The organism is Streptomyces sp. NPDC051180, from assembly GCF_040689545.1.
Lineage (GTDB): Bacteria > Actinomycetota > Actinomycetes > Streptomycetales > Streptomycetaceae > Streptomyces.
This window is the reverse complement of record NZ_JBFBBC010000035.1, coordinates 1-10,306: the sequence shown is the minus strand read 5'-3', so window position 1 is coordinate 10,306 and position 10,306 is coordinate 1. Positions and strand designations below refer to the sequence as shown.

Sequence of the window (10,306 nt, the reverse complement as noted above, 5' to 3'; positions counted from 1 at the left end):
GTCGGGGGGAGGCCGCCGGCCTCGCGCCAGCGTTCGAGGAGCGCCTCCGCGCCGGCGTACGCCTCCAGGCAGCCGCGGGCGCCGCAGCGGCACCGCCGGCCCCGGACCCGCACCTTCAGATGGCCCCATTCGAGCGCCCGGCCGGGACCCAGCGGATCCGTCACGACGCACGCGCCGACGCCCGAGCCGAAGAGCACCACCACGGCGCTGCTCGCGCCCCGGCCCGCGCCGAACCACATCTCCGCCTGGCCGAGCGTCTTGGCGCCGTTGTCGATCCAGTACGGCACCGCATCGGGCAGCGCCCCGGTCCCGCGCAGCAGCCGCTCCAGCGGGACGGCGTCCCAGCCGGTGGTCTGGCCGTGCACGACCGCGCCGTCCTCGGGGGTCGGGGCCACGATGCCGGGCACGCCGACCCCCACGCCGAGGAGCCGCTCGGCGGGCACGTCGGCGCTCCGCAGCACCTCGGCGATGCCCTCGGTGATGTGGTCCACGACGACCCCCACCTCGTACCGGTCGTGCGGATGGGCACTGTCGACCGTCAACGGTCGTTCGGTGCGGGCGAGTTCGGTGAGCGTGAGGTCGAAGAGCTCCACCCTGACCCGGGTCTCGCCGACGTCCACGCCGATCATGCACCCGCTTCCCGGGGTGATCCGGAGCAGGATGCGGGGGCGGCCGCCGGCCGAGTCGACGCTGCCCGCCTCCTCCACGAGCCCCTCGGCGACCAGCTCCGCGACGACGTTGCTCACCGAGCCGGAGCTCAGTCCGGTCGCGGGGCCCAGCTCGAAACGGCTCAGCGGCCCGTCGAAGTAGAGGCGCTGGAGGACGGCGGTGCGGTTCTCGCGTCGCAGGTCACGCACGGTGCGGCCGTTCCGCATGGTCACTGGGCCCCCTGGTGAAGTAGTCCTCACCTCAACATACCGCTGCCCGGTATCCCGGCCCCGCGCGTTCGGGGCGCCCGTCCGGGACCGGGAACGGGTCGTTCGCGAGGGGCGCGCAGCGGTGGGTCAGACCTTCCGGAGACCGCTGAGGAGGAGCTCGGCCAGCTGGTCGTACGCCTCGGCGTCGGCGAGACCGGTGGCCGCGGCCACCTGGCGCCGCTGGATGCGGACCATCACGGAGGAGATGACGTCGGCCGCGAAGGTCACGTGCACCTCGCGGAAGACCCCGGCCCGCACGCCCTCCTCGATGAGCTGCTGCACCCGGCCCGCGGCCGCGCGTGTGTTGCGCTCGTACACCTCGGCCGCCGGCTCGAAGGCCGCCACGTCGTCGAAGAACTGCGGCGAGACCGGCGCCAGCTCGGCCGAGACGGCGCGGAGGTACGCGGAGAGGCGCTCGGCGGGGTCGCCCGCGGCGGCGAGGACCGCCTCGACCCGGGTCGTGGCGCGCCGGAAGAAGTGCACCACCGCCGCCCGGACCAGCTGCTCCTTGCTGCCGGCCAGGCCGTACAGGGTGCGCTTGGAGCAGCGCAGCCGCGCGGCCAGGTCGTCGAGCGTCAGCCGGGCGAAACCCTCGCCGACGAGCAGGGCGACGAGCTCCTCGAAGAGGGCGGTGCGACGCGCCGCACCCCGGCCCGTGAGCTTCGGGGTGTCGGCGGCGGGGGTCTCGATCACCTGCCCAGTATTCCAGGCCGGTGCTCCGGGGGGTTACGGCGGCCTCCTTCTGCGCTACTCTCGGCGGTACTGCAGTACCTTCCCCAGTACCACTTTGCGCGCCGCTGGAGTCGCACATGGATGTCGACCGCCTGCTTCCCACCCCCGAGGCAGCGGACCTCATCGCCCTCACCCGGGAGATCGCCGACAAGGAGCTCTCTCCGCGGGTCGACGAGCACGAGGCTTCCGAGACCTATCCCGAAGGGCTCTTCGCCACCCTCGGCCAGGCCGGCCTCCTCGGCCTCGCCTACCCCGAGGAGTACGGCGGCGGAGGCCAGCCCTACGAGGTCTACCTCCAGGTCCTTGAGGAGCTCGCCGCCCGCTGGGCCGCCGTCGCCGTCGCCACCAGCGTCCACACGCTGGCCTGCCACCCGCTGCACACCTTCGGCACCCCGGAGCAGAAGGAACGCTGGCTCCCCGCGATGCTGGAGGGCCGCACCATCGGCGGCTACAGCCTCTCCGAGCCGCAGGCCGGCTCCGACGCCGCCGCCCTCACCTGCAAGGCCGAGCGCCAGGACGACGGCAGCGGCTACCGCGTCACCGGCACCAAGGCGTGGATCACCCACGGCGGCAAGGCCGGCTTCTACAGCCTCTTCGCCCGCACCGCCCCCGGCAGCCGCGGCGTCTCCTGCTTCCTGGCCCCCGGCGAGACCGACGGGCTGAGCTTCGGCGCCCCGGAACGCAAGATGGGCCTCCAGGCCGTCCCCACCACCTCCGCGTACTGGGACGGCGCCCTGCTCGAAGCCGACCGGCTCGTCGGCGACGAGGGCCAGGGCCTCCAGATCGCCTTCAGCGCCCTCGACAACGGCCGCCTCGGCATCGCCGCCTGCGCCACCGGCCTCGCCCAGGCAGCCCTCGACGCCGCCGTCGACTACGCCAACGAGCGCACCACCTTCGGCCGGAGGATCGTCGACCACCAGGGTCTCGGCTTCCTCCTCGCCGACATGGCCGCCGCCGTCGACGCCGCCCGCGCCACCTACCTCGACGCCGCCCGCCGCCGCGACCTCGGCCGCCCCTTCAGCCGCCAGGCGAGCGCCGCCAAGCTCATCGCCACCGACACCGCCATGAAGGTCACCACCGACGCCGTCCAGGTCCTCGGCGGGTACGGCTACACCCGCGACTTCCCCGTCGAGCGCTACATGCGCGAAGCAAAGATCATGCAGATCTTCGAAGGCACCAACCAGATCCAGCGACTGGTCATCAGCCGGGGCCTGGCGCGGTAGGCGGGCGAGCGGGTCCCGTCTCCGACCGGGGGACGGGACCGGGCTCACGTGCTCAGTGCCAGCCGGTGTACCCGCCGGGGTTTCCGCCGCCGCCGTCGTCGCCCCGCGTCATGCCGTAAAGCATCAGCCCCAGCACGAGCAGCGCGAGCAGTACGGTCCAGACGTTGCCCGGGAAGTCACCGGAATCCGGGCGCCGCGGGGGTACGTCGCCCCGGTCACCGGTGTCGCGTTCGTCGTCGCTCATCCCGCCCCCTCCGCCCCCGCGCATGACACCGCGCCACGCGGCAGGCGTCAAGTCTCCCGCCGCAGGGGCTACTTGGCGAGGGTGGCGGCGCCGGCCTGGGCGAACTTCTCGTCGAGGTCGCCGGAGGGGGCGCCGGCGACGCCGATGCCGGCGACGGGGGCGTCCTTGGCGGTGACGGGTGCGCCGCCGGCGAGGAAGAGGGTGCCGGGGATGTCCTTGAGGGTGGGGGCGTTGGTGAGGCGCTTGGCGAGCTCGGAGGTGGGGGCGTTCCAGGAGACGGCGGTGTACGCCTTCTTCACGGCCGACTCGTAGGACTGGGGTCCGGCGCCGTCGCCGCGGAGGGTGACGAGGGTGGTGCCGTTGCGGTCGACGACGGCGACGGAGACGCGCTGGTTCTCCTTCTCGGCGGCGTCGAGCGCGGCCTGCGCGGCCTTCGTGGCGGCCTCGATCGTCAGGTGCGTCGAGCGGGTGGTGTTCTTGTTCTTCGCGTCGGCCTTGGCGACGGCCGGGGCCGGAGCGGCAGCCTTCTCACCGGTGGCGCTGGCGGAGTAGGCACCGAAGCCGCCCAGGGCCAGGGCGGCGACGACCGCACCACCGGTCAGGACACGGGTGCGCGAGGTCTTCTTCACGTGCTTCATGGGGTCTGCTCCAGTGGACTCGGTGTACCGCGGGGGCCGTCAGGAGGCCGTGGCCCGCTCCGTGTTCCATCCTGGCGGCGGCCGCCCCGCCGTCCGTCGTCGTCCCGGCTGCCCCCGGCGCCCCGGGCGGTGGACCCCGGGGTCATCCGATCGGTTGACCCGCCTCCTGCGCGCCCCACCGCGTGGCCAGCCCGGTGAAGGCCGCGGCGGCGGCGCTGCGGTAGCCCGCCGCTCGCCGCAGCAGGGCGACTCCGCGGGCCGGCAGTGCGGGGGAGAGGGGCACGGGGCTCAGGAACGGGTGGTCGCGGGCGACGGCGTCCGGCAGGACCGTGGCCAGGGCGGTGCGCCGGACGATCTCGGTGAGCGCGCCCACCGCATTGGCCTCGACCGCGATCCGCGGCCGGACGCGGTGCTCGGCGACGTACGCGTCGACGTGCAGCCGGGTGGCGAAGTCCCCGCTGAGCAGGGCCAGCTGATGGCTGCTCAGCTCCGCGGCCGGCAGAGGCTCGGTCCGGCCGGCCAGCGGATGGGCGGGTCCCACCACGAGACCGAGGGTCTCGGTGAACAGCTCGGCCGCCTCGACGCCCGGGAGGTGGACCCCGTGGAACGCGATGCCGAGATCGAGCCGGTCGGTGAGGAGTTCGGCCTCGATGCGGTCCTGGGGCAGCTCGCGCACCTCCACGTCGATGCCCGGATGGAGGTCGTGGAAGCCCGCGATCAGCGGGCCCGTGAGATAGGAGGTGAAGGTGGGGGTGACGGCGAGCCGGAGACGACCCCGGGACAGGTCCTGCACGTCCAGGACCGCCCGCTCGCCGGCCGCCAGGTCCCGCAGCGCCCGGCGGGCGTAGCGGGCGTAGGTCTCGCCGGCGTCCGTGAGGCGCACGGAGCGGCCGCCGCGGTCGACGAGCTGCGTCCCGAGGGCCTTCTCCAGCTGTTTGACCTGCTGGGACAGGGTGGGCTGGGCGATGCGGAGCTCCTCGGCGGCGCGAGTGAAGCTGGCGTGCTCGGCGACGGCGAGCAGATAGCGGAGGTGACGGAGTTCCGGCTGCATCCCCCGACTGTAGCGCGCCTATAGATCACATCTATGGCAGACATCGACAGTGCGTCTTGGACGCTATGACACCTGGTCGTGCAGGGTGAGGACATGCCTCACCTCGCCGAGGGAATCGCCCGCTTCCAGCGGGAGGTCTTCCCTGCCAAGGCCGGGCTCTTCGCCCGGCTCGCCACCGACCACCGCCCCGGGACGCTCTTCGTCGGCTGCTCCGACGCCCGCGTCCTCCCCGAACTCATCACCCAGACCGATCCGGGCGAGCTCTTCGTCGTGCGCAACGCCGGAAACCTCGTCCCCGCCCACACCCCGGGCGCCGACGGGGTCACCGCGGCCGTCGAGTACGCCGTCGCCGTCCTCGGGGTGCGGGACCTCGTTGTCTGCGGGCACTCCGCCTGCGGCGCCATGACCGCGCTCGCCGAAGGACACGACCTGGCCGCCGCACCCGCCGTCGCCGCGTGGCTGCGTCATGCCGACGCCTCCCTGGCCCGTACGGCCGCGACGGGTCGCCACGGGGACGTGGACGCCCTGGTGCGCGAGAACGTCACCGCGCAGCTCGCGAACCTCGCCACCCACCCGTCCGTGGCCCGCGCCCTGGCCGCCGGAGCCGTACGGCTGCACGGCTGGGTCTTCGACATCGCCGACGGCACCGTCGAGGAGCTCCCCGCCGCGGGACCCGCGCTCGCGGCCTGAACCCCCGAACCACCTCCCGACCGACCGGACACCCCTCCGGTTCCACGAGACACCCCTCCGGAAAAAGGACGATCCCTGATGCAGCACGCCCAGTTCGACCCCACCGCCCGCCGCGAGATCGCCGTCGCCGCCGTCGAGGCCAAGATCGCCAAGGATCTGACCTGGCAGCGGATCGCCGACGCCGCCGGCCTCTCCGTCGCGTACACCACCGCCGCCGTACTCGGCCAGCACGCGCTCCCGGAGGCCGCCGCGCAGGCGGTCGGCGACCTCCTCGACCTCGACGAGAGGGCGGTCCGCCTGCTCCAGGCCATCCCCACCCGGGGCTCCCTCGACGGCGCCGTCCCCACCGACCCGACGATCTACCGCTTCCACGAGATGCTCCAGGTCTACGGCACCACGCTCAAGGCCCTGGTCCACGAGCAGTTCGGCGACGGCATCATCTCCGCGATCAACTTCACGCTCGACGTGCGGAAGGTCGCCGACCCCGAGGGCGGCGAGCGCGCGGTCATCACCCTGGACGGCAAGTACCTGCCGACCAAGCCCTTCTGACGCGGGCGCCCGGCAGCTCCCGGGCCGTCGTGCGGCGCGGGAGCGGCGGCCCGCGCGGCCTCCGCTTCCGGCGGCGCGGGAGGCGGTTCTATGGTGGGCGGCGCAGATCGCGCGGACCGCGCGGTCCTCCGCGGGCACGCGCCCGATCCGGCGGCCAACCCGGCGGCAGGGTCGCACCCGCACGACACGAACGAGGAGTTCCATGGACATCGCCGGCTCCGCCGCTCTCGTCACCGGTGCCGCTTCCGGTCTCGGGGCCGCCACCGCCGCCGCCCTCGCCGCCCGGGGCGCCACCGTCTACGGCCTGGACCTCGACAAGGCCGTGGCCGCCGCAGGGCCGCTGCCGGAGGGCGTCCGGCTGCTGGCCGCCGACGTCACCGACGAGGGGCAGGTCCGGGAGGCCCTCGCCGCGATCGACGCCGACGGCGCCGTACTGCGGCTCGCCGTGAACTGCGCCGGCATCGCCCCCTCCGCCCGCATCCTGGGCCGCAAGGGACCGCACGACCTCGACCTGTTCCGCACGGTGCTCGACGTCAACCTGCTCGGCACGTTCAACGTGATGCGGCTCGCCGCCGAGGCGATCGCCCGGCACGAGCCCGACGAGCACGGCCAGCGCGGCCTGGTCGTGAACACCGCCTCCATCGCCGCCTTCGAAGGGCAGGTCGGCCAGATCGCGTACGCCGCCTCCAAGGCGGGTGTCGCCGGCATGACCGTCACCGCCGCCCGCGACCTGGCCCAGTACGGCATCCGGGTCGTCACGATCGCCCCCGGCATCGTCGACACCCCGATGATGGCCGGCTTCGGCGAGGACGTCAGGGCCGGTCTCGCCGCGAGCGTCACCTTCCCGCAGCGGCTGGCCCGGCCGGAGGAGTACGCCCGGCTCGTCACGATGGTCGCCGAGCACGACTACCTCAACGGCGAGACGATCCGGATGGACGGCGCCCTGCGCATGGCCCCCCGCTGAGCCTCCGTACCCTCGATAGGGCACTCGGTGCCGGATTCGTCCGGCACCAAGTGCCGCACGGGATCGATTCGGATGTTAGGTTCGGGCCATGGCACCTGCGTCGACGAACTCCTCGAAGCCCGCGATGCGCGACTCCCTCGTCGCCGCGGCCTTCCGGCTCTTCCTGGAGCGCGGCTACGAGCAGACGACGGTGGACGACATCGTCACGCTCGCCGGAGTCGGCCGGAGGTCCTTCTTCCGGTACTTCCCGTCCAAGGAGGACGTGGTCTTCCCCGACCACGAGCAGTGTCTCGCCGACATGACCCGCTTCCTCGCGGCGAGCGCCGACTCCGACGACCCGGTGGTCCGGGTCTGCGACGCCGCCCGCCTCGTCATGCGGATGTACTCCGAGAACCCCACCTTCTCCGTGCAGCGCTACCGGCTCACCCGGGAGGTGACCGGACTGCGCACCTACGAACTCTCGGTCGTCTGGCGGTACGAGAAGACCCTTGGCGACTACCTGCGCACCCGGTGGGCCGACCGCCGGGACGGCACCCTGCGCGCCAACGTGACCGCGGCCGCCGTGGTCGCCGCCCACAACCACGCCCTGCGGCACTGGCTGCGGTCGGGCGGCGAGGGCGACCCCCAGGCGGAGGTCGACCACGCGCTGGAGTTCGTCCGCGCCACCTGGAGCCCGGACGCGCCGGCCGAGACGCCGGCGGAGGAGACCGAGGACGTCGTCGTGGTGATCACCAAGCGGTCCACCCCCATGTGGCGCGTGGTGCGCGAGGTGGAGTCGAGCCTCGGCGAGGGCTGACCTGCGCCGCGGCCGCGAGGCTCGCGTCGGGCCGCCGGTGATCACAGGGTCCTGCGTATCTCGAATTGAGGGAACTCAGGTCTTTATTTGATGGCACTCAGTGCCATATCTTTGCTCCATGCACGGTCGAGCCGCCGAGTGCGAGGAGAAGGCATCGTGTTCACCACGGGACTGAGGAGCGGGACCACGGTCCAGGCCGACGAGTCGGCCCCCGACTCCGAGCTCTACTTCCAGCGCTGCCGCTGGTGCCACACCACGACGTTCCAGCGCCTGCTCTGTCCGACCTGCGGGTCGACCGACCTCGCGCCCGAGCTCAGCGAGGGCGAGGGCGTGATCTCCGTACGGCGCGGGGTCGCCGCGGCCGACGCGGACCTCTGGCCCGTCCACATGACGGAGGGCTTCGTGGTCCGCTGCCGCGTCGACGGCCCCCTCCACGCGGTGCGCCCCGGGGTCCGGGTCAAGCTCTCCGGCGCCACCGTCGTGGGGCGCCGGCCGGTCGTCCGGCTCTGCGAGGAAGTCCCGCTCGACGGCTGGTACTGAGCGGGAGAACGAAGAAGGGGGCGGGTGGCACTCTGTGCCACCCGCCCCCTTCTCGATGTGGATCAGCGCGCGCCGATCTCGTCCGTCAGCTGGGGCAGCACCTCGAAGAGGTCGCCGACCACGCCGTAGTCGACCAGGTCGAAGATCGGGGCCTCGGGGTCCTTGTTGACCGCGACGATCGTCTTCGACGTCTGCATGCCGGCCCGGTGCTGGATGGCGCCGGAGATGCCCGCGGCGACGTACAGCTGGGGCGAGACCTGCTTGCCGGTCTGGCCCACCTGGTTGGCGTGCGGGTACCAGCCGGCGTCGACGGCGGCGCGGGAGGCGCCGACGGCCGCGCCGAGCGAGTCGGCCAGCTTCTCGACGACCGCGAAGCCCTCGGCCGCGCCGACACCGCGGCCGCCGGAGACCACGATCGCGGACTCGGTCAGCTCGGGGCGGCCGGTCGAGACGCGCGGGGTGCGCGAGACGACCTTGGCGGCGTTGCCGGTGAAGGCGACGGTGACGTTCTCGACCGTGCCGGCGGCCGCGGCGGCCTCCGGAGCGGCGGAGTTCGGCTTGACGGTGATGACCGGCACACCGCGCGAGACCGTCGACTTCACCTGGTACGAGGCGGCGAAGACGGACTGCGTGGCGACCGGGCCGTTCTCGCCGGCCTCCAGCTCGACGGCGTCGGTGATCAGACCGGAGCCGAGGCGCAGCGCGACCCGGGCGGCGATCTCCTTGCCCTCGCCGGAGGAGGTCACCAGGACGGCGGCCGCCGCCTTCTCCTGGGCGAGCTGGGTGAGCGCGTCGACCTTGGGCACGACGAGCTGCTCGGCGAACTCCGCGCCGTCCGCGACGTAGACGGTGGCGGCGCCGTACTCGCCGGCCGTGGCGGCGATCGAGGCGGCGGCCTCGCCGGCGCCGAGGACGACCGCCGAGGGCTCGCCGATGCGGCGGGCCAGGGTCAGCAGTTCGAGGGCCGGCTTGCGGACCGCACCGTCGGCGTGGTCCACGAGAACCAGGATCTCAGCCATGATTCGTAGCTCCTGTGTGGGTGGGTGACCGACGGCGGGTCAGATGAACTTCTGGGTGGCGAGGAAGGCGGCGAGCTGCTTGCCGCCGTCGCCCTCGTCCGTGACGATCGTGCCCTGGGTACGGGCCGGACGGGCGGTGGCCGAGTCGACCAGGGTCCACGCCCCGGCCAGGCCCACCTCGTCGGCGTCGATGTCCAGGTCGTCGAGGTCCAGCTCCTGGACCGGCTTCTTCTTGGCGGCCATGATCCCCTTGAAGGAGGGGTAGCGGGCCTCGCCGGACTGGTCGGTGACCGACACGACGGCCGGCAGCGGGGCCTCCAGGAGCTCGGTGGCGGCGTCGCCGTCGCGGCGGCCCTTCACCAGGCCGTCCTCCACGGACAGCTCCGAGAGCAGCGTGACCTGCGGCAGGCCCAGACGCTCGGCGAGCAGCGCGGGCAGCACGCCCATCGTGCCGTCGGTCGAGGCCATGCCGCAGACGACCAGGTCGAAGCCGGTCTTCTCCAGCGCCTTGGCCAGGATCGCCGAGGTGGCGAAGACGTCGGAGCCGTGGATGTCCTCGTCGTTGACGTGGACTGCCTTGTCGGCGCCCATGGAGAGCGCCTTGCGCAGCGCGTCCTTGGCGTCGTCCGGGCCCACGGTCACGACGGTCACCTCGGCGTCGTCGGACTCCTCCGAGATGCGCAGGGCCTGCTCGACGGCGTACTCGTCCAGCTCCGAGAGCAGGCCGTCGACGGCCTCGCGGTCGGTCGTCAGGTCGTCGGCGAAACCGCGGTCGCCGGTCGCGTCGGGGACGTACTTCACACAGACTGCGATCTTCAGGGTCACGGCCTGTCTCCTTTCAACGGGCTGGTGGTTACGGGAGGTTGCGGGCCATGACGATGCGCTGGACCTGGTTGGTGCCTTCGTAGATCTGGGTGATCTTGGCGTCGCGCATCATGCGCTC

Annotated in this window: 14 protein-coding genes; 6 read left to right on the top strand and 8 right to left on the bottom strand. The window is 73.0% G+C overall.

The genetic code is table 11. From position 1 onward, the window contains the following. Window positions 1-881, bottom strand: an 881-nt coding sequence (locus tag AB0424_RS30835) for an ROK family transcriptional regulator (RefSeq protein ID WP_366310206.1), incomplete at its 3' end; no start/stop codon positions are given. Between the two features lie 123 nt (window positions 882-1,004). Continuing rightward, on the bottom strand, window positions 1,005-1,610 hold the full coding sequence (locus AB0424_RS30830) for a TetR/AcrR family transcriptional regulator (RefSeq protein WP_366310204.1): 606 nt from the start codon (window positions 1,608-1,610) through the stop codon (window positions 1,005-1,007). A 116-nt stretch (window positions 1,611-1,726) separates the two neighbouring features. Here AB0424_RS30830 and AB0424_RS30825 point away from each other — a divergent pair, with 116 nt between their 5' ends. Beyond that, window positions 1,727-2,872: an acyl-CoA dehydrogenase family protein gene (locus AB0424_RS30825; RefSeq protein WP_366310203.1), complete on the top strand. Its 1,146-nt coding sequence runs from the start codon at window positions 1,727-1,729 to the stop codon at window positions 2,870-2,872. Between the two features lie 52 nt (window positions 2,873-2,924). On the opposite strand, the gene AB0424_RS30820 is transcribed toward AB0424_RS30825, so the two are convergent. From AB0424_RS30820 to cynR, 3 genes are all read right to left on the bottom strand, one after another. Then, a complete protein-coding gene (locus AB0424_RS30820; RefSeq protein WP_366310201.1) occupies window positions 2,925-3,116 on the bottom strand; it encodes a hypothetical protein in 192 nt (63 codons plus the stop codon). A gap of 68 nt (window positions 3,117-3,184) precedes the next feature. Next, on the bottom strand, window positions 3,185-3,745 hold the full coding sequence (locus tag AB0424_RS30815; RefSeq protein WP_366310208.1) for a heme-binding protein: 561 nt from the start codon (window positions 3,743-3,745) through the stop codon (window positions 3,185-3,187). 151 nt (window positions 3,746-3,896) lie between these two features. After that, window positions 3,897-4,805 (bottom strand): transcriptional regulator CynR, encoded by a 909-nt coding sequence (gene cynR / locus AB0424_RS30810; protein ID WP_366310199.1) that lies wholly within the window; start codon window positions 4,803-4,805, stop codon window positions 3,897-3,899. A 93-nt stretch (window positions 4,806-4,898) separates the two neighbouring features. Between cynR and AB0424_RS30805 the strand changes: the two genes are divergently transcribed. The 5 genes from AB0424_RS30805 (at window position 4,899) to AB0424_RS30785 (ending at window position 8,344) form a co-directional block, all read left to right on the top strand. Then, window positions 4,899-5,495, top strand: a complete 597-nt coding sequence (locus AB0424_RS30805; protein WP_366310197.1) for a carbonic anhydrase — start codon at window positions 4,899-4,901, stop codon at window positions 5,493-5,495. 78 nt (window positions 5,496-5,573) lie between these two features. Beyond that, entirely contained in the window at window positions 5,574-6,044 is a 471-nt protein-coding gene (gene cynS, locus AB0424_RS30800) for a cyanase (protein ID WP_366310195.1), read from the top strand. A 202-nt stretch (window positions 6,045-6,246) separates the two neighbouring features. After that, complete coding sequence (locus AB0424_RS30795; RefSeq protein ID WP_366310193.1) at window positions 6,247-7,008, top strand: SDR family NAD(P)-dependent oxidoreductase; 762 nt, start codon at window positions 6,247-6,249, stop codon at window positions 7,006-7,008. Window positions 7,009-7,096: 88 nt separating this feature from the next. After that, entirely contained in the window at window positions 7,097-7,804 is a 708-nt protein-coding gene (locus AB0424_RS30790) for a TetR family transcriptional regulator (RefSeq protein WP_366310191.1), read from the top strand. A gap of 156 nt (window positions 7,805-7,960) precedes the next feature. After that, the gene (locus tag AB0424_RS30785; protein ID WP_366310189.1) at window positions 7,961-8,344 is read left to right on the top strand and encodes a zinc ribbon domain-containing protein; all 384 of its coding nucleotides are present in this window, start codon (window positions 7,961-7,963) and stop codon (window positions 8,342-8,344) included. 62 nt (window positions 8,345-8,406) lie between these two features. On the opposite strand, the gene AB0424_RS30780 is transcribed toward AB0424_RS30785, so the two are convergent. The 3 genes from AB0424_RS30780 to AB0424_RS30770 all read right to left on the bottom strand — a co-directional run. Further along, window positions 8,407-9,363, bottom strand: a complete 957-nt coding sequence (locus AB0424_RS30780; protein WP_366310187.1) for an electron transfer flavoprotein subunit alpha/FixB family protein — start codon at window positions 9,361-9,363, stop codon at window positions 8,407-8,409. Between the two features lie 39 nt (window positions 9,364-9,402). After that, window positions 9,403-10,188: an electron transfer flavoprotein subunit beta/FixA family protein gene (locus tag AB0424_RS30775; protein ID WP_366310185.1), complete on the bottom strand. Its 786-nt coding sequence runs from the start codon at window positions 10,186-10,188 to the stop codon at window positions 9,403-9,405. Window positions 10,189-10,216: 28 nt separating this feature from the next. After that, the coding region (locus AB0424_RS30770) for an acyl-CoA dehydrogenase family protein (protein ID WP_144385854.1) at window positions 10,217-10,306 on the bottom strand (90 nt) is incomplete at its 5' end.

Bases quoted from the DNA above. Each gene is read 5' to 3' on its own strand.
- AB0424_RS30825 (WP_366310203.1), top strand. From the start codon at position 1,727: ATGGATGTCGACCGCCTGCTTCCCACCCCCGAGGCAGCGGACCTCATC.
- AB0424_RS30820 (WP_366310201.1), bottom strand. From the start codon at position 3,116: ATGAGCGACGACGAACGCGACACCGGTGACCGGGGCGACGTACCCCCG.
- cynR (WP_366310199.1), bottom strand. From the start codon at position 4,805: ATGCAGCCGGAACTCCGTCACCTCCGCTATCTGCTCGCCGTCGCCGAG.
- AB0424_RS30805 (WP_366310197.1), top strand. From the start codon at position 4,899: ATGCCTCACCTCGCCGAGGGAATCGCCCGCTTCCAGCGGGAGGTCTTC.
- cynS (WP_366310195.1), top strand. From the start codon at position 5,574: ATGCAGCACGCCCAGTTCGACCCCACCGCCCGCCGCGAGATCGCCGTC.
- AB0424_RS30795 (WP_366310193.1), top strand. From the start codon at position 6,247: ATGGACATCGCCGGCTCCGCCGCTCTCGTCACCGGTGCCGCTTCCGGT.
- AB0424_RS30790 (WP_366310191.1), top strand. From the start codon at position 7,097: ATGGCACCTGCGTCGACGAACTCCTCGAAGCCCGCGATGCGCGACTCC.
- AB0424_RS30780 (WP_366310187.1), bottom strand. From the start codon at position 9,363: ATGGCTGAGATCCTGGTTCTCGTGGACCACGCCGACGGTGCGGTCCGC.